Source organism: Reyranella sp. (assembly GCF_036558665.1).
GTDB lineage: Bacteria > Pseudomonadota > Alphaproteobacteria > Reyranellales > Reyranellaceae > Reyranella.
The window spans coordinates 1-17834 of the sequence record NZ_DATBFE010000102.1; the positions used below are offsets into that span (position 1 = coordinate 1).

At 65.1% G+C, this 17834-nt stretch carries 19 protein-coding genes and 1 riboswitch; of the genes, 12 read left to right on the top strand and 7 right to left on the bottom strand.

Going from position 1 to position 17834, the window contains the following annotated elements; translation table 11 throughout:
- Positions 1-102, top strand: a 102-nt coding sequence (locus tag VH499_RS16460; protein ID WP_332053847.1) for an SDR family oxidoreductase, incomplete at its 5' end; no start/stop codon positions are given.
- A gap of 254 nt (positions 103-356) precedes the next feature.
- On the top strand, positions 357-1748 hold the full coding sequence (locus tag VH499_RS16465) for a serine hydrolase (protein WP_332053830.1): 1392 nt from the start codon (positions 357-359) through the stop codon (positions 1746-1748).
- Between the two features lie 376 nt (positions 1749-2124).
- Here VH499_RS16465 and infC read toward each other — a convergent pair whose 3' ends face one another.
- From infC to VH499_RS16480, 3 genes are all read right to left on the bottom strand, one after another.
- Positions 2125-2637, bottom strand: coding sequence for a translation initiation factor IF-3 (gene infC, locus VH499_RS16470; protein ID WP_414709803.1), 513 nt, complete (start codon positions 2635-2637; stop codon positions 2125-2127).
- A gap of 85 nt (positions 2638-2722) precedes the next feature.
- Positions 2723-4663, bottom strand: coding sequence for a threonine--tRNA ligase (gene thrS, locus VH499_RS16475; protein ID WP_332053831.1), 1941 nt, complete (start codon positions 4661-4663; stop codon positions 2723-2725).
- 252 nt (positions 4664-4915) lie between these two features.
- Complete coding sequence (locus VH499_RS16480; RefSeq protein WP_332053832.1) at positions 4916-6043, bottom strand: glycosyltransferase; 1128 nt, start codon at positions 6041-6043, stop codon at positions 4916-4918.
- A gap of 44 nt (positions 6044-6087) precedes the next feature.
- Here VH499_RS16480 and VH499_RS16485 point away from each other — a divergent pair, with 44 nt between their 5' ends.
- On the top strand, positions 6088-6879 hold the full coding sequence (locus tag VH499_RS16485; RefSeq protein WP_332053833.1) for an alpha/beta hydrolase: 792 nt from the start codon (positions 6088-6090) through the stop codon (positions 6877-6879).
- On the opposite strand, the gene VH499_RS16490 is transcribed toward VH499_RS16485, so the two are convergent.
- Complete coding sequence (locus tag VH499_RS16490; protein WP_332053834.1) at positions 6840-7703, bottom strand: SDR family oxidoreductase; 864 nt, start codon at positions 7701-7703, stop codon at positions 6840-6842. The two genes, VH499_RS16485 and VH499_RS16490, sit on opposite strands and share 40 nt — an antisense overlap.
- A 36-nt stretch (positions 7704-7739) precedes the next feature.
- On the opposite strand from VH499_RS16490, the gene VH499_RS16495 reads away from it, so the two are divergent.
- Together VH499_RS16495 and VH499_RS16500 are read left to right on the top strand one after the other, a co-directional pair.
- A complete protein-coding gene (locus tag VH499_RS16495) occupies positions 7740-8570 on the top strand; it encodes a tetratricopeptide repeat protein (protein WP_332053835.1) in 831 nt (276 codons plus the stop codon).
- Positions 8571-8603: 33 nt separating this feature from the next.
- Complete coding sequence (locus tag VH499_RS16500) at positions 8604-9227, top strand: hypothetical protein (protein ID WP_332053836.1); 624 nt, start codon at positions 8604-8606, stop codon at positions 9225-9227.
- A 65-nt stretch (positions 9228-9292) separates the two neighbouring features.
- On the opposite strand, the gene rnhA is transcribed toward VH499_RS16500, so the two are convergent.
- From rnhA to ispH, 3 genes are read right to left on the bottom strand one after another with little or no spacing between them, the layout of a single operon-like run.
- Positions 9293-9739, bottom strand: coding sequence for a ribonuclease HI (gene rnhA / locus VH499_RS16505; protein ID WP_332053837.1), 447 nt, complete (start codon positions 9737-9739; stop codon positions 9293-9295).
- The gene (locus tag VH499_RS16510) at positions 9736-10695 is read right to left on the bottom strand and encodes a homoserine kinase (protein WP_332053838.1); all 960 of its coding nucleotides are present in this window, start codon (positions 10693-10695) and stop codon (positions 9736-9738) included. The genes rnhA and VH499_RS16510 overlap by 4 nt, the downstream gene beginning before the upstream one ends.
- Positions 10695-11645, bottom strand: coding sequence for a 4-hydroxy-3-methylbut-2-enyl diphosphate reductase (gene ispH / locus VH499_RS16515; protein WP_332053839.1), 951 nt, complete (start codon positions 11643-11645; stop codon positions 10695-10697). Before ispH ends, VH499_RS16510 begins: the two co-directional genes overlap by 1 nt.
- Positions 11646-11781: 136 nt before the next feature.
- Here ispH and VH499_RS16520 point away from each other — a divergent pair, with 136 nt between their 5' ends.
- The 7 genes from VH499_RS16520 to VH499_RS16550 form a co-directional block, all read left to right on the top strand.
- On the top strand, positions 11782-11919 hold the full coding sequence (locus tag VH499_RS16520) for a CDGSH iron-sulfur domain-containing protein (protein WP_332053840.1): 138 nt from the start codon (positions 11782-11784) through the stop codon (positions 11917-11919).
- A complete protein-coding gene (locus VH499_RS16525; protein WP_332053841.1) occupies positions 11916-12452 on the top strand; it encodes a hypothetical protein in 537 nt (178 codons plus the stop codon). Before VH499_RS16520 ends, VH499_RS16525 begins: the two co-directional genes overlap by 4 nt.
- 28 nt (positions 12453-12480) lie before the next feature.
- The gene (locus VH499_RS16530; protein WP_332053842.1) at positions 12481-13824 is read left to right on the top strand and encodes a (Fe-S)-binding protein; all 1344 of its coding nucleotides are present in this window, start codon (positions 12481-12483) and stop codon (positions 13822-13824) included.
- A 70-nt stretch (positions 13825-13894) separates the two neighbouring features.
- Positions 13895-13987, top strand: a riboswitch (glycine riboswitch).
- Positions 13988-14132: 145 nt separating this feature from the next.
- Positions 14133-15266: a glycine cleavage system aminomethyltransferase GcvT gene (gcvT, locus tag VH499_RS16535; RefSeq protein WP_414709804.1), complete on the top strand. Its 1134-nt coding sequence runs from the start codon at positions 14133-14135 to the stop codon at positions 15264-15266.
- Positions 15267-15275: 9 nt separating this feature from the next.
- A complete protein-coding gene (gene gcvH, locus VH499_RS16540; RefSeq protein WP_332053844.1) occupies positions 15276-15650 on the top strand; it encodes a glycine cleavage system protein GcvH in 375 nt (124 codons plus the stop codon).
- A 12-nt stretch (positions 15651-15662) separates the two neighbouring features.
- Positions 15663-17009, top strand: a complete 1347-nt coding sequence (gene gcvPA / locus VH499_RS16545) for an aminomethyl-transferring glycine dehydrogenase subunit GcvPA (RefSeq protein WP_332053845.1) — start codon at positions 15663-15665, stop codon at positions 17007-17009.
- Positions 17009-17834 (top strand): aminotransferase class V-fold PLP-dependent enzyme (locus VH499_RS16550; protein ID WP_332053846.1); only part of this gene is annotated, 826 nt, incomplete at its 3' end. The genes gcvPA and VH499_RS16550, both read left to right, overlap by 1 nt.

Here is a 17834-nt window from a genome sequence, read left to right on the forward strand (position 1 = left end):
CCCGAGCAGATCGCGCGCACCGCCGTCTTCCTGGCCTCGGACGAGTCGAGTGCCATCACCGGTCAGGTGCTGCACGTCAACGGCGGATCGTACATGGCCTAGGCGGTTGCGTCGGGGCGGAATATGGGATCGGCAATCCTGCTCCTCGATCATCTCCCTGATCCAGTCGGCGTCACATGCCTTGTCGGCAACGACGTCGGCTCCGGGTGGAAGTTCATTGAGCAGCAGCTCGGCCATGGGAGCATCGTTGGCCTGCCCGGCCGACAGCTCGATCTGCACCGGCATCACTTTTCCCAGCCCTTGGGAATCCTTTATGAGTATGCGACCTCCGTTCGTCGAGAACTGATACCCTTGCCATGTCCTTCCACGTTCCGGTGAAGTCGAATGGGCGAGCTCTTGGACGGGTGCATCGAGCGATGCCGGTGACGGATCAGGAGTCCGGCCGCAACCGTCGGCATCGAGCGATGTCGCTTGCCACTCCTCCGGTGCTGGCGATTGCCTGCGTCGCGGTCGCGCTTTCATTTGCTCCGCGGCCTGCGGCGGCTCAAGCGTCTGGGGTTCCCAGCGAAGCTGGGCCGCGCTATCGAGCCGACGGGAAGAATGCCGATACTTACGGCAGAAACGAGCGATATCCCGCCTGTACAGGTATGGCTTACGTTCGCGAGGATCGTTGTCTCGTTTGGGCCTTGAGCCATTTCGATACGGTCTTTCCCGCGCGGCTAATTGCTGCCCCGAAGACGCCAAGTGTGCTGACGCGCGCGGCGAGCGAGCCGAACATTCGCTACAGGTTTGCCGGCCAAACTTCGACACTCGACCAGTATCTTGAGCGCCATCCGGTGACTGGTTTCCTGGTTGCAAAAGGCGACACTATTCTAGTCGAGCGGTATCAATATGCGCGGACCGATAGGCATCGTCTTACGTCATTTTCGATGGCGAAGACCATCATTGCTCTCCTCATCGGCATCGCCCAGAAGGAAGGAGCCATTCGCTCGATCGACGACTTGGCCGAGATTTACGTGCCCGGCTTGAAGGACACCGAATATGGTCGAACGCCGATCAAAGCCTTGCTTCAGATGTCGTCCGGCGTGGTCTTCTCTGAAGTGTACTCGGATACGGCGAGTGATATCTGGACGCTTTCTCGCCTGACGATCCAGCAGGGACCCGAAGGCAGCTTGCAAGCCGTCAAGCGCTTCAACAGACGCTATGCGGACCCGGGCGAGTACTTTCACTATGCATCAGCAGAGAGTCTCGTCCTTGGCCTGGTGCTGGCTGGCGCGACGGCGCGCAAGGTGTCGGATTATGCACGCGAGAAGCTGTGGGAGCCTCTCGGTGCAGAAGCTGACGCATCTTGGGGGGTCGATGCGACTGGCCAGGAAGTGACGTACGCCTTCTTCAACGCTGTACTGCGTGATTGGGCCCGGCTCGGCCTGATGCTTGCCCATGATGGTACTTGGAACGGTAAGCGCATCGTTCCGCGAGAGTGGCTGCTTGCATCAACCTCAATCGCGCCGGAGGACAGCCACCTCAAGCTCGGATGGATCTGGTCGGGGTACGGCTACCAAATTTGGCTCGTCCCAGGTGGCAATCGAATGTTCGCGCTCCGTGGTTTGCGAGGACAGTACGTTCTGGTTGATCCGGAAACAAAGCTCGTGCTCGTACAAACTGCGGTCGACTATGCGGGCAACCCGATGGTGGACCAACAAGAATTGCTGGCCCTGTGGGCGGCGGTATTATCCGAGCTGCGATAGTACGACCTCAATTTCCGGAGGTCTGTGTTCCGCCTCCGAATGTGGCCCTAAACGATCGACTTCCCCTGCGCAGCAATTCCGTCTGCTTTCAGACGCCCTCCGGACGTCGCCCACCTTGTGTCGCCATCCCGGGTCGTTCATCCCAGAGCGTCGCCATTTATGAGTTCACGGCCCAGTCTCATTGGGAAGCAACATGCCAAGGATCATCCATAGTGAGGTCAACGTCACCGGCGACGACCACGACGCGCGGTGTGTTCCCTGTCTACGGAAATCGTCATAGGCATGTTGCGCATCGGCCCTGAGTTGGCCGAGCGCCGGAACAGCGGTGGCAGCGACGGCGCTCGCCGTCGCCAGTCAGAGCGGCAGATATCTCACATCACTTGGGCGCCAGCACCATGATCATCTGGCGGCCTTCCATGCGCGGCATCGACTCGATCTTCGTGAGCGGATCCATCTCGCTGCGCACCCGGTTCAGGACCTGGAGGCCGAGTTCCGAATGCACCATCTCGCGGCCGCGGAAGCGCAGGGTGACCTTCACCTTGTCACCTTCCTCGATGAACCGCTTCATGGCGCGCATCTTCACTTCGTAATCGTGGTCGTCGATGTTCGGGCGCATCTTGATCTCCTTGACCTCGATCACCTTCTGGTGCTTGCGGGCCTCGTGCGCCTTCTTCTGCGCCTCGTATTTGTATTTGCCGTAATCGGAGATCTTGCAGACCGGCGGAGCGGCATTGGGCGAAATCTCGATCAGGTCGAGACTGGCCTCCTCGGCCATTTCCAATGCCTCGCGGACACTGACGACGCCGACCATATCGCCATTCTCGTCGATCAGTCGGACTTGCGGCGCTCTGATTTCGCCGTTCACGCGCGGACCGTCGCGGGTCGGCACGCTTTGTTGAGCAGGTCGAGCTATGGCTTCCTTCTCCCTCGTTGAAGCCCTTCGTCAGGGCGGAAAACGAGGCCGCGACCGCACCTCAATAGGGCGGCCTGGCCTCTGCAGAAAGTGTAGTGACGGCGGCCCCCAATTCAAGGACCTCCTGCTTTTCCGAGCCCAGCCGCCGCACGGCGACCGTGCGGTTGTCGATATCGCGTCGGCCGACCGCCAGGATCAGGGGCACATGCGCGAGCGAATGCTCGCGTACCTTGTAGTTGATCTTCTCGTTGCGCAGATCGGTATCGACCCGCATCCCGGCTGTCCGCAGTCGTTCGGCGACTTCGTTCGCATAGCTGTCGGCATCGTTGACGATCGTGGCCACGACGGCTTGCGTCGGCGCCAGCCACAGCGGAAAGCGGCCGGCATGGTGCTCGATCAGGATGCCGATCATGCGCTCGAAGCTGCCGAAGATGGCCCGATGCAGCATTACCGGAACTTTGCGCGCTCCATCTTCGGCGACATAACTTGCGCCCAACCGCTCGGGCAGCATGAAGTCGACCTGCAAGGTGCCGCACTGCCAATCGCGACCGATCGCGTCGCGCAGCACGAATTCCAGCTTGGGACCGTAGAACGCGCCTTCGCCCGGATTGAGGATCAGGTCGAGACCGGCGGCCTTTGACGCCGACTGCAGCGCCCCTTCCGCCTGGTCCCATATGGCGTCGGAGCCGATGCGCACCGGCGGCCGATCGGAGAATTTCACGAAATACTCGAAGCCCAGATCTCTGTAGACCTCACCCAGAAGCTTGCAGAAGCGGATCGTTTCGCTCTCGATCTGCTCCTCGAGGCAGAAGATATGGGCATCGTCCTGCGTGAAGCTGCGCACACGCAAGATACCGTGCAACGCACCCGAAGGTTCGAAGCGGTGGCAGGAACCCATTTCGGCCAGCCGCAGCGGCAGCTCGCGATAGCTGCGCAGGCCCTGGTTGAAGATCTGGATATGACACGGGCAGTTCATCGGCTTCAGCGCAAAGATCCGCTGCGCCGGATCGGCGATGAACTCGCGCAGGCCTTCCTCGTTCTCGCTGAGATACATGTTCTCGCGGAATTTCTCCCAGTGGCCAGAGGCTTCCCACAGTCTGCGGTCATTGAGCTGCGGCGTCTTCACCTCGACATAGCCATCAGCCTCGAGTTTGCGCCGCAGATAGGCCTCGAGCGTGCGCCACAGCGTCCAGCCCTTGGGGTGCCAGTACACCATTCCGGCCGAGTCTTCCTGCTGGTGGAAAAGCCCCATCTCGCGGCCGAGCCGGCGATGGTCACGCTTCTCGGCCTCCTCGAGCCGGTTCAGGTACGCCTTCAGGTCCTTGTCGGAAAAGAAAACCGTGCCGTAGACGCGCTGCAGTTGCGCCTTGCTGGCATCGCCACGCCAGTAGGCGCCGGAGACCTTCGTCAGCTTGAACGCCTTGCCGAGCTTGCCCGTCGAGGGCAGGTGCGGGCCGAGGCACATGTCGAGCCAGTCGCCTTGCCTGTAGACCGAGATCTCCTCGCCCTTCGGCAGCTCGTCGGCCCACTCCGCCTTGAAGCTCTCGCCATGCTTGCGGAAGTAATCCTTGATCCTGGCTCGGTCCCAGACCTCGCGCGTGATCGGCAAATCGCGATCGACGATCTCGGCCATGCGCTGCTCGATCCGGGCGAAGTCGTCGGGCGTGAACGGCTCGGCGCGCACGAAGTCGTAGTAGAAGCCGTCCTCCGTCGCCGGACCGAACGTGATCTGCGTGCCGGGATAGAGTTCCTGCACGGCCTGGGCCAGCACGTGCGCCGCGTCATGGCGCAAGAGCTCGAGCGCGTCCGGGTCACGCGACGTCACGATGGCGATTCTGGCATCGTGATCCACGACCGTGCCCAGGTCCTTCATGCCGCCGTCGACGCGCAGCGCAAGTGCGGCCTTGGCAAGGCCGGGACCGATCGCGGCGGCGATCTCCGCGCCACTCACCGGTTTGTCGAACGACCGGACCGAACCGTCCGGCAGGGAAATGTTGATCATCGCAACCACCTAAACAGGAATCCGAACACGGCTGATCGGCCGACGCCTGGCGTCGGCCGACGCAGGCCGGGAAGCGGCACGAGTGCGCGCGCCCGGCCGAATCAAGTTCGAACGGTGGTCAGTGTCGTCGGAGCGGGGAAAAACATCCGATCCATGGGCCTTGGAGATAGTTGTGACGTGCTTTCACGTCAAGCCTTTGGAAGCCGACCGGGCCCCCATCAGCTGTCGGATTTCCCCGGGAGCCCAGAAACTTCAACCGACCAGACTCTCATAAAGTTGCAGCAGCCGGCGATTCGAGTGGGCCAGCCGGTAGCGGCCACGGACATGATCCTGGGCGGCCCGAGCCAGCTCGGCCCGGCGGTCGGCTGACAGCGAAAGGGCGGTCGCGATTGCCTGGGCGAGACCGGATGGGTCGCCTTCCGGCGCCAGCCAGCCGGTGACCCCCTCGCGCAGCGCCTCGGCCGCACCGCCGCCCTGTTCGCAGACTGCGGGCCGTCCCATGGCTTGGGCCTCCACCATCGTCCGGCTGAATCCCTGCCGTGCGCCTCCCGTCGCCACCACCACGTCGGCAAGCATATAGGCGGCCGGCATGTCCTCGACATAGGGCCCGATCTGGACCCTGCCGTTGAGGCCCGCTTGCTCGATGGCGCGTTCGAGTTCCTTCTCCAGGACAGTCGGTGTGCCTGTCGAACCGAGCAGCAGGCAAAAAACATCCTTCCGCCCGAGTTTCTCGATGGCCTCGATGAGAACCTTCTGGCCGCGGTCCTCGACGAAGCGGCCGGGGTAGAGCACGACAAGGGTGCCGTCGGGAATGCGCAGATCGGCAGCGAGCTTGATCAGCCGCTCGGCGCGCACGGTCGCCGGGTCGAAACGATCGAGATCGATACCCGATGGGATCACCACCAGCCGATCCGCGCGCGCCGGAAAGCGCTGGCGAAAGTCACGCGCCACGTGCTCCGACACGGCGACCACCGCGTCGGCCTTGGATTGCCTTCGTTCGGCATGGCGCCTGACCATGCCCGTTGCGACGAAGGGCTGATGCAGCGTCGCGACCCACTTGAGTTTCAGGCGTCTTGCGACGGCGCGCGCGATCCAGGCTGTGGTCGGTGAACGGGATTGCAGCAGGCTGAGATCGAGGTCGCGGACGCTCGAGGCAAGGCGCGTGGCGAGATTGAACCGCGCCCACAGCGGATGGCTTGTCGGCGGCAGTTCAAGGTGGCTGGCGCGCAGGCGCAAGAGGTCGGGCAGCATCGTGCCGCTTGGCGAGGCGACGAAGGCCGATCCACCGGCACCGATCACCGCCCGGGCGGTATCGAGCGTTGCGCGAGCCAGACTGCCCGACAGGCCGGGAACGATCTGGAGAAGCTTGAGAGGAGACATCGAGTGGCTGGCGGCGGTCTGGCTGCTATGGCAGGTAACACGGCATGACGAGCCACGGTAGCGTTCAGCATCTGGCCCGGCCCGACGGAAATGTCGTCGCCTATGTCAAAACCGGGGGCCGGAGCCCGACAGTCGTCTTCCTGGGCGGCTTTCGTTCCGACATGACCGGCACCAAGGCGGTGGCACTCGAGGTCTGGGCACAGGAGCGGGGACAGGATTATCTGCGCTTCGACTATCTTGGCCACGGCCAGTCGTCGGGGCGCTTCGAGGACGGCACGATCGGTCGCTGGCTGGACGATTCGCTTGCCGTCATCGATCGGCTCACGAGCGACAGGCTCGTTCTGGTCGGTTCCAGCATGGGCGGCTGGCTGTCGCTCCTGGCCGCCCGCGCCCGCTCCGGACGAATGGCAGGGCTGGTCCTGATCGCCGCCGCGCCCGATTTCACCGAGCGTATGCTGCTGACAAGTCTCTCGCCCGAGGAGCGCTCGACGCTCGAACGCGATGGCCGGCTCGAGCGACCGTCGCAATATTCATCCGAGCCCTCGGTCTTCACCTGGAAGCTGATCGAGGAAGGCCGAAAACACCTGGTGCTGGACAAGCCGATGATCCTGCCATGCCCGGTGCGTCTGTTGCACGGGCAGAGCGATCCCGACGTGCCATGGGAATATTCGCTGCAGATCGCCCGCCATGTCGAGGCGCCGGAGGTGGTGACGACTTTCGTCAAAGGCGGCGATCACAGGTTGAGCACGCCGACGGACATCGCGCGGCTGGTGGCCACGGTCGAGGAGTTGACGCATCAGACGACGCCGGCGATCGCCCGCAGGCCCTCGCGGTAGGTCGGATAGCGCAAGGCAACGCCGAGATCGCGCTTCATGCGGCCGTTTCGTACACGGCGATTCTCGGCATAGAAGGAGCGCGCCATGGCATTCATGGCCGGCATCGCCTGCTCCCACGAAAGCAGCGGCGGTGCTTGCAGACCGAGCAACTCGCAGGCGTAGGCAGTGACCTCCGCGCTTGAGGCGGGCAAATCGTCGGCGACATTGTAGATCGCGCCCGGACCGTCCCGTGCACTCGCGGCGACGACCGCGCGGGCAACATCGGAGACATGAATGCGCGAGAAGACCTGCCCCGGCTTGTCGATGCGCCTGGCGGTGCCCGCCTTCACCTGATCGATCGCGCTGCGGCCCGGCCCATAGATGCCGGGGAGGCGAAAGATGTCGACGGCGGCACCCGTCCGCGTTCCCAATGCTTGCCATGCGCGCTCTGCCGCCAGCCGCGCGATGCTGCGAGGTTGAGCCGGGGTCGCCGGTGTCGTCTCGTCGACCCACTTGCCGCCATGGTCGCCGTAGACGCCGGTCGTCGAAAGATAGCCCAGCCAACGGACGCCGCCGGTCGGCAGATCGCGGCACGTCTCGAGCGCTGGATCACCCGAGTCACCGGGAGCGATCGTGCAAAGGACGTGGCTTGCAGGTGCCAGTGTTTCGGCTGGCAGGGAGGCGCTGCCGTCGAAGAGCACGGCGTCGATCCCCTCGGCGCGCAGCCGCTTGACTTTTTCAGGCTGGGTGCAGGTGCCGCCGACGCTCCAGTCCTGGGCCTGCGCAAGCCTGGCGATTTCAAGACCGCTGAATCCGAGGCCGAAGATGAAGAGGCGTCCTGCCATCTTGTCAGGATCGTCACGGCACGCTTCTTTTCAACCATGTTGTTTGTTCGCCTGTCGCCGATCTCGTCTGTGATCGCCCTCCTGGCAACGGCTGCGCCGGCCGGCGCTCAGGACCTCGGCATCTTCGGGTCCACGCCCGACAACCTGCACCGCTACCGGGACTGCATGTCGCTGGCGCGTCAGGAACCTTTGCGCGCGCTGCCGATGGCCGAGACGTGGAAGGGCCAGGGAGGAGGGCTTGGTGCCCGTCATTGCATGGCGATTGCCATGTTCGAGGCGGGGCGCCATGCCCAGGCCGCCACTCAACTCGAATCAATCGCGCGCGACATGGGCCAGGAGCGGCCGGGCCTGCGTGCGGAGTTATGGGCACAAGCGGGGCAGGCCTGGAGCGCCGGCGGCCAGGCCGACAAGGCGGCGGCGGCGCAAAGCCGGGCGCTCGATCTCAAGGCCAACGATCCCGACCTGTGGGTCGATCGCGGCCTGAGCTACGCCACCTTGCGCGAATGGCCACGTGCCGTTTCCGATTTCGACCGGGCCTTGGCCCTGCGGCCCAACAACGTGGAGATCCTGGTGTTGCGCTCGGCCTCCTGGCGCAATGCCGGCAAGTCCGATCGCGCTCTTGCCGACGCCCAGCTCGCGCTGAAGATCGCACCCGACAACACCGCCGCCCTGCTCGAGCGCGGCTTTTCATATCTTGCGCGCGGCGAGAAGTCGCGCGCGCAAGCGGATTTCAACAAGGTGCTGAGTCTTGTTCCGGCCGACTCTGAGGCGGCCAGCCGCGCCGGAGCCGGCCTGCGTGGCGACACCGCGAGCGGCGGCGCTCCGCCTGCGGCCAGCCGCCCCGCCGCCAACGGGGTGAAGCGGTAGCGTCTCGACTTTTCCTCATGTAAGAGCCCAACGATGAAACGACTCGTCCTTTTGTTTGCCTTGCTGCTTGTCGCGGGAGGGGCGTTCGCGCAAAAGCCGACCACCGAGCCTCAGGCCACGCCTTACTACCCCGCGCCGCCGCCCGAGCTGGCGCCCAAGACCGAGCAGGGCGTGCCTATCGACAGCCTGACCTCGCCGCTCGCGCAGGATCAGGCGAAGATTACCCATACGGCAATCGATTCGGACGCGGAAGCCCAACTCTTCGCGACTGCCGACAAGATCGTTTGGGGCCGCCACGCCAAGACGAAGGGCGAGAAAGCCGGCACGGTAACCGTCGCCAAGGGCACCGTTTGGACCGTGAAGGGCCGCATCGACAGCTCGGGCACCGAGGGTGACTACGCGTCGATCGACGGCGTCGTCGAAAAGATTGCCGCGAACCATGTCACCATCCGCGGCGAGGTTGCCTTTCGGGTCGCCACGATCCAGAACGGCGTTCCGTGCAAGGTGGCGGGTTCACTTCATTTCCGCCGCTCCGGCAAGTCGCATGTCTGGCGCCTGAGCGAGGGCGAGAATCCCTGTGACGGTTCGCGCGAGCTGTTCGATCTCGTCTATGACAGACCGCCTGTCGAGAAGAAGGCGCCGCCCAAGCGCGGTTAGTATCGCACTCCGTCGCTCCGCAAACAGCGTCTTCTGGAGCTCTTGTGCGCACGTGAGCGCTGCACTCACGACCTGATCTTCTCGATCTCCATCCGCGCCAACTGGTCGGCGCGGTCGTTCTCGACATGGCCGCTGTGACCTTTGACCCAGGCCCAATGGACCTTGTGGGGCGCCGCGGCCGCTGTGAGGCGCTGCCAGAGCTCGACGTTCTTCACCGCCTTCTTGTCGGCCGTGCGCCAACCGTTCTTTTGCCAGCCATGAATCCACTTGGTTGCGCCCTCGAGGACGTAGCGGCTGTCGGTGTATAGCCTCACCTCGCAGGGCCGCTTCAGCGCCTCGAGCCCGGAGATGGCGCCCATCAGTTCCATGCGATTGTTGGTCGTGGAGGCTTCGCCGCCCGACAGCTCACGCTCGCGCCCTGCCATGCGCAGGATCGCCGCCCACCCGCCCGGTCCCGGATTCCCGCTGCAGGCGCCGTCGGTGAAGATCTCGACCGCGGGCTTGTCGGTCACAGGCCGTAGTCCGCGAGCGAAGATGTGTTTCGATGGAATCGGAGATAGGCGAGGTATTCGAGCGGGTCCTTGCGTTTCACCAGGGCATTGGCCGGCGTATGGATCCAGTCGTAGAGGCGCGTCAGAAGAAACCGCAGGGCGGCGCCGCGTGCCAGCAGGGGCAATACCTGGCGCTCAGACAATTCGAGCGGACGCACGTCCTCGTAAGCCTGCAGCAGGGCACGTGCCTTGGTGGCGTTGAAGGAGCGGTCGGGCTCGAAGCACCAGGCATTGAGACAGATCGCCACGTCGTAGGCGAATGCGTCGTTGCACGCGAAATAGAAGTCAATCAGGCCGGAGAGCTTGTCGTGCAGGAAGAAGACATTGTCGTTGAACAGATCGGCATGGATGACGCCCGTCGGCAACGCCTGTGGCCAGTGACCTTCCAGGATGTCGAGCTCCGTTTCCAGTTCGTGCGCCAATCCCTTGGCGACGGTGTCGGCTTTCCTGCGACTGCCGTTGAACAAGGGACGCCACCCCGCCACTGACAGCGCATTGGGCCGCGTCATCTTGAAATCCCGGCCGGCAAGATGAAGGCCGGCGAGCGCCGCGCCGACGGGCCCGCAATGCTTCACGGCGATACGGCGCGGCCACATGCCGTGCAGGAAGCTCGTGATCGCGGCCGGCTTGCCGGCGAGGCGGCGCAGAGCCCGGCCGTCGCGGCCATGGATCGGCTGCGGGCAGTTGATGCCGCGTTGTGACAGGTGGTCCATGAGCCCGAGAAAGAAGGGCAGGTCGTCGGGATGGACACGCTTTTCGTAGAGCGTGACGATGTACTGGCCGCGCGTCGTGGTCAGCAGGTAGTTCGAGTTCTCGACTCCCTCGGCGATGCCCTTGAACGCGTCCGCTTCGCCGATGTCGTATTCTGCGAGAAAGGCTTCGAGCTCGGCGTCGCCTACTTCGGTGTAGACGGCCATCAGTCCACCAGTTCGCGTGGCAATTTGAAGACTACGCTCTCGCCGGTCGTGCGCACTTCCTCGATCGTGACGTCGAAGCGCCGGCGGCAGGCGGCAATCAACTCCTCGACCAGATGCTCGGGCGCCGACGCGCCCGCCGTAATGCCGAGCCGGCGCACGGTTCCCAGCCACTCCCAGTCCATGTCGGCCGCGCGTTGAACCAGACGGGATCTGGCGCAGCCGCTGTTGGCCGCGACCTCGACCAGTCGCATCGAGTTCGAGGAGTTGGGGGCGCCGATCACGACCAATGCGTCACATCTGCCTGCGAGCGCCTTCACTGCGGCCTGGCGATTGGTCGTCGCATAACAGATGTCCTCCTTCTTGGGACCGTGGATCGCGGGGAAGCGCCGGCGTAGGGCGGCCACGATGTCGACCGTGTCGTCGACCGAGAGCGTCGTCTGCGTGGCGTAGGCAAGATTGAGCGGATCGGACACAGCGATCGTCTCTGCCTGCTCGACGTCCTCGACCAGCAGCACGGCACCCGGCGGCAACTGGCCCATGGTGCCGATCACCTCGGGATGGCCTTCATGGCCGATCAGGATCACCGTGCGTCCCGACTCGGCGTGGCGCTCTGCCTCGCGGTGGACCTTCGACACGAGCGGGCAGGTCGCGTCGAGGTAGAGGAGATTGCGCCTGATCGCCTCGGCCGGCACCGTCTTGGGTACGCCATGGGCCGAGAAGACGACCGGGCGATCGTCCGGCACTTCGTCGAGTTCCTCGACGAAGACCGCTCCCTTGGCCTCCAGGGCCTCGACGACGGAACGGTTGTGCACGATCTCGTGGCGCACATAGACCGGCGGTCCGTGGCGCGCGATGGTGCGCTCGACGATCTGAATGGCGCGCTCGACTCCTGCACAGAAGCCGCGCGGGCTCGCCAGCAGAACGGTGAGCGGTTTCTTCGCCTGGATCATGAGCAAACGGCGATCATCGAAAACGGACAGCATGCATGCGAAGCCGCTCGCTTGCGGGTCCGCGGACCATTGCCTAGACTCCCCCCGACGGACAGGCGCGGCACCGTAACAAAGCCGCCGCTACGGGGAAAGCAACATGACTGAGCCGGTTGTCGCGGCCAAGGCACCGAACAAAGTACCGCTCGGGGCAGGCAAGGACTATTGGTGGTGCGCCTGCGGCAGGAGTCAGAACCAGCCCTTTTGCGACGACGGCGCGGACAAGACGCTCATATGATCGGCAGGAAGCTCGCCCTCCTGGCGCCGCTGGCGCTGGCGCTCGCCCTTGGCGGCTGTGGCCGCTCCGAAAAGGAGCAGCTTGCGGCAGACTATTGCCCGCAGCCGTTTCAGGTGCAGGACACCCAGACCCTGACGCGCTTCGCACCGGGCTCCGGCCAGGACCCGCGCAACGTCGTGTTCGAGGCAGGGCTCTTGAACACGAGGGCCGCCTGCTCGCTCGGCAAGCGGCAGATGGATGTGAACCTCATCGTGCAGATCGCCGTCACGCCCGGACCGGCAGTGGGCAGCGGTGTGGTCAGCGTGCCCTACTTCGTACGCGTCCTCGACGGCAGCGGCCGCATCGTACAGGGCCAGGAATTCAACGCAGACTTCAATCTCAGCGCTTCGGGAGGACGGCGCGGCTCCCAGGAAGAGCTCACTCTGACGCTGCCTTTCGAGAAGCCCGCGGACACGGTGAACTATCGCATCGCCGTGGGGCTGAAGCCGACCCCCGAGGAGTTGGAGTACAATCGCCGCAATGGCCGCCGCTAGGCGGCATTCGGGCGACAGGAGGCTTTCTTTGAGCGCTTACGCGGATCGGTTGCAGGCACTGGCGAGCGCGGCGGCCGACCGCTGCACGGGCTGCGGCAGGTGCTTCGAGGTCTGCCCGACGGCGCGCGAGAGCGGGCTCGATAGCGGCGAAGCGAAGCAACGCGTCGCCGAGCTGTCGGCCCTCACGCGCGAGGGCGACCGTGCCGCCGCGGGGCTGGAGAAATGGCTGAGTGCCTGTGACGGCAGCGCACGCTGCAGTGCTGCCTGCCCGGAAGGCATCAACGTCCGGCAATGGATCACGATCGCCAAACTGAAAGCCGTCGAGGCCGCGCGGCCCGCCGAGCACAGCGCAGCCAGCGCGGCCGGCCGCTTCCGGCACATGGCGCAGGCCGTGCGGCTGCTCGCCAGCATGCAACTGCCGTCGGAGACGCTGCGGCAGATTCTGGCGCCGGCCGAGAAGCGCACCGCCGACGTGCTCTTCTATACCGGCTGCAATGTGCTGCGCACGCCGCACATCGTGCTGAACGTCATGGATATCCTCGATGCGCTGCAACTCGACTTCGACGTGGTCGGGGGCACTGCTCATTGCTGCGGCGTCTATCAGTTCCAGGAAGCCGATCTGCCCACCTACGAACGCATTGGTCACCGCACCTTCCAGCGCTTCGGCCAGTCGGGCGCGTCGCGCGTTCTGACCTGGTGTCCGACCTGCACCAAGAATTTCGGCGAGCTGGAGAAGGACGTCGAGGCACCGTCCTTCGATCTCGGTCATGTGAGCGAATTCCTCGCCGCCAACCTCGGGACACTCGAGGCGCTCTTCGAAGCCGACCAACCGAAGCGTCGCGTGGTGATCCACGAGCATCTGGGCATCGGCGCCACCGTCGAGAGCGTCGGCAGGCTTCTGCGCGCGGTGCCCAATCTCGAGCTCCTCGAGTTGCCGCAGGATTCGGGCTTTTCCTATGCCTGCGGGGGACAGGCGGCGAAGTTCAAGGAGCGCGAAGCGGCGATCCATCGCGGGCTGGCGGAAGCGGCGGTCGCGGCCGGCGCCGACACGATTGTCACCATGTATCATTCCTGCCATCGCGCCTTCGCCGGCGCCGAGGCCGTCTATCCGCTGAAGGTAGTGAACTTCACCGACGTGATCGCCGAGGCGCTGGGCCGCGGCGGCCACCCGGATTATTACAGTCTTTACAAGAAGGGCGGCGCAATGGACGAAGCCGTGAGCGCGGCCCGCAGGTTCCTGCAGAGCAACGGCGTCAGGATCGACGAAGCCTCCATGCAATCGCTGACTGCCGATATCTTCAACGAAACGGGCCTTGCCGGGCCGCGCGACGCTTTCGCCCGGGCCTTCGGCGAGCTCGCGCGCCACGGCTGATCCGCCGAGGTCTTACTCCCTTTTCCCGGTGGACGCGCCGGGGCGGGCTGCCTATGGTCGGGCCACCCAGACGATCCCTGTGGGAGAGACCGTTCCTTTCGGGACGGCGCCGAAGGAGCAACCGGCCCCGGAAACTCTCAGGCAAACGGACCGCAAGGGGGATGGGTCTCTGGAAAGCGGCGCGTGCCAGCCATGGCAAGTGCCCACCGACGAAGTAAGGCCGCCTCTCTCAGAAGGTTGGCCGAATCTTTCAGGTCTCCGGACAGAGGGGGTCGCGACGGCGCAATCCTTGCGCCGACGACGCGACTCTGACGGAGACCTTGTTGACGGAAGCATCGGGCCCTCTCAAACGCACGCCGCTCCACGCGCTGCACCGCGAGTTGGGTGCTCGGCTCGTGCCTTTTGCGGGCTACGAGATGCCGGTCCAGTATCCCACCGGCATCCTGGCCGAGCATGCCCAGACGCGCTCCGCGGCCGGCCTGTTCGATGTCTCGCACATGGGCCAGGTGCGGCTGACGGCCAAGCCGGGCCAGAACGCGGCCAAGGCTCTGGAGAGGCTGGTGCCAGGCGACATCGTCGGCCTGCAGCCCGGCCAGCAGCGCTACACGCAGTTCACCAACGAGACCGGCGGCATCCTCGACGATCTTATGGTGACCAGCACCGGCGACCATCTCCAGCTGGTGCTAAATGCCGCCTGCAAGGATGCCGATCTCGCGCAACTTCAGAAGCATCTGTCGGTGAGCTGTGAGGTCGAGCCGATGTTCTCGCGCGGACTACTGGCGCTGCAGGGTCCGCAAGCGGCGCGGGCCTTGTCGCGGATCGCGCCCTCGGTTGCGACCATGAAGTTCATGACCGGCGCCTTTGTCGTGATCGAAGGGGCGCAATGCTACGTCACGCGCTCGGGGTACACCGGCGGCGACGGATACGAGATCTCGACGCCGGCCGACGCGGCTGAAACCGTGGCCCGCAAGCTGTTGGCGCAGCCCGAGGTGAAGCCGATCGGGCTGGGCGCGCGCGACTCGCTTCGGCTCGAAGCAGGCCTTTGCCTCTACGGCCACGACATCGACACGACCACGACGCCGATCGAAGCCGGTCTGCTGTGGAGCATCGGCAAGGAGCGCCGCGCGCAAGGCGGTTTTCCAGGCGCCGCGCTCATCCAAAGGCAGATCGCCGAGGGCACACCGCGCAAGCGGGTCGGCCTGCTACCCGGGGGCAAGGCGATCGCGCGCGAGGGTACGGAGATCGTCAACGACGGCCGGATTGTCGGCAAGGTGACGTCGGGAGGTTTTGCCCCGACCCTCGGGCGCGCCGTCGCCATGGGCTACGTGGAGCGCGCGCGGTCGGCCAACGGCACCAGGGTCGAGCTGATCGTGCGCGGCAAGCCCGTGCCCGCCGAGATCGCGCCCATGCCTTTCGTGAAACACGCCTACTACCGCGGATAGGAGCGTTTGATGAACGTCAGATACACCAACGAGCACGAGTGGGTCCGCGTGGAAGGCGATGTCGGCACCATCGGCATCACCAACTATGCCCAGGAGCAACTGGGCGACGTGGTGTTCGTGGAGGTGCCTGGGGTCGGCCGCAAGGTGACCAAGGGCGAGTCGGTGGCCGTGGTCGAGTCGGTGAAGGCCGCGTCCGACATCTATGCGCCCGTGTCCGGCGACGTCGTCGAGGCGAACGCAGCGCTGGCTGACAGCCCCGGCGACGTGAACGCCGAGCCGACGGGCAAAGGCTGGTTCTTCAAGCTCAGGCTCTCGAACAAGGCCGAGCTCGACGGGCTGATGGATGAAGCCGCCTACCAAGCCTTCGTCAAGAGTCTCGGCTGATCGGAGCAACGCATGCGCTATCTTCCCCTGACCGAACAGGATCGCCGGGAGATGCTGGCGGTCATCGGGGCCAAGTCGGTCGACGAGCTGTTCCGCGATGTGCCGCAGTCGGCGCGGCTGCCGGCCAAGATCGCCAGCCTGCCTGACCACCAGGGCGAGCTCGAGGTCGAGCGGGCCTTCCAGGCCTATGCAGCCAAGAACGTCTCGCCGGCCAGTGCGCCGTCCTTCATCGGCGCGGGGGCTTATCGCCATCATGTACCATCGACGGTCGACTACATGATCCAGCGCGGCGAGTTTCTGACATCGTACACGCCGTACCAGCCCGAGATCACACAGGGCACTCTCCAATATCTGTTCGAGTTCCAGACCCAGATTACGCTGCTGACCGGCATGGAGGTGGCCAACGCCTCGATGTACGACGGCTCGACGGCAGCGGCGGAAGCGGTACTGATGGCCAACCGCGTGACCCGGCGCCACAAGGCGCTGATCTCGGGCGGCCTGCATCCGCAGTATCGGAGCGTCATCGAGACGACCGGCCGCTGGGAAGGGTTTAGCGCCGTCGTCGGCAAGCCCGATGTCGACGGGCACGAGGATTTGGCTGCGAACGTCGACAAGGAAACGTCTTGTGTCGTCGTGCAGAATCCGGGCTTTTTCGGCCATGTGAGGGATTTCACCGAGCTTGCCGCCGCTTGCCATGCCGCGGGCGCGCTGTTGATCGTCGTGGTGACCGAGGTCGTGTCCCTCGGCCTCATCAAGCCTCCGGGCGAGATGGGTGCCGACATCGTGGTGTGCGAAGGGCAGTCGATCGGCAACGGCCTCGGTTTCGGTGGCCCCTACGTCGGCCTGTTCGCCACGCGAGAGAAGTACATGCGTCAGATGCCGGGCCGGCTGGTCGGCGAGACCGTCGATGCCGACGGCAAGCGGGGCTTCGTGCTGACGCTGAGCACGCGCGAGCAGCATATCCGTCGCGAGAAGGCGACCTCCAACATCTGTACAAACGCCGGACTCTGCGCGCTCGCTTTCACGGTCCATCTGACCTTGCTGGGCGAGGCGGGCTTCAGGCGCCTGGCCGAAATCAATCATGCCAAGGCCTCGGAACTCGCGCATCGCCTGGCCGCAGTAACCGGCGTCCAGCTCCTGAACGAGAGCTTCTTCAACGAGTTCACCGTGCGCCTGCCCCGGCCGGCGGCGGCCGTCGTCGAGGCGTTGGCCGCCAAGTGCATCCTCGCCGGCCTGCCGGTATCGCGGCTCATTCCGGATGATCCGTCGGTCGCAAACCTCCTGCTGCTGGCCGCGACCGAAACGGCGACAGAGCATGGCATGGGTCGGCTTGTCGCCGGCTTGAAGGAGGTGCTGTGATGGTCCAGTCGCTCGATCGCAGCCAGGGTCGTACCGGCGGCATCGCTGCCGAAGCGACAACCACCGCCACCTTCACCGGCAATCGCGCGCTGCAGATCGAGGAGCCGCTGATCTTCGAGCTCGGCCAGCCCGGCCGCTGCGGCGTCGACCTGCCCGAGCCGGCCAGGGTCGCCGACCGGCTGAACGGGCTGCGCCGCAAGGGCGAGATCGGCTTGCCCGGGCTCAGCGAGCCGCAGGTGGTGCAGCACTACACCCGGCTCAGCCAGAAGAACTACGCGATCGACATGGGGGTCTACCCGCTGGGCTCCTGCACCATGAAGCACAACCCGCGCATCAACGAGAAGGTGGCGCGCCTTGCCGGCATCGGCGACCTCCATCCGCTGCAGCCGGTCTCGACCGTGCAGGGCGCGCTGGAGCTGATCGATCAGCTGGCGCACTGGCTGAAGACGCTGACCAACATGCCGGCCGTGGCGATGTCGCCGGCCGCCGGCGCGCATGGCGAGCTGTGCGGCATCATGACCATCCGCGCCGCCCTGCTGGCCAAGGGCGATGCGCGCAAGCGCATCCTGGTGCCGGAATCCGCGCACGGGACGAATCCCGCGACCGCGGCCGCCTGCGGCTACGAGGTCGACCCGGTCCCCGCCGACGAGCGCGGCCGCGTCGATCTCGCCGCCTTCAAGGCCAAGCTCGGCCCTGATGTCGCCGGCACCATGATCACCAACCCGAATACCTGCGGCCTGTTCGAGAACGACATCATCGACATCGCCGACGCGATCCATGGCGCAGGCGGCTACTTCTACTGCGACGGCGCCAACTTCAACGCGA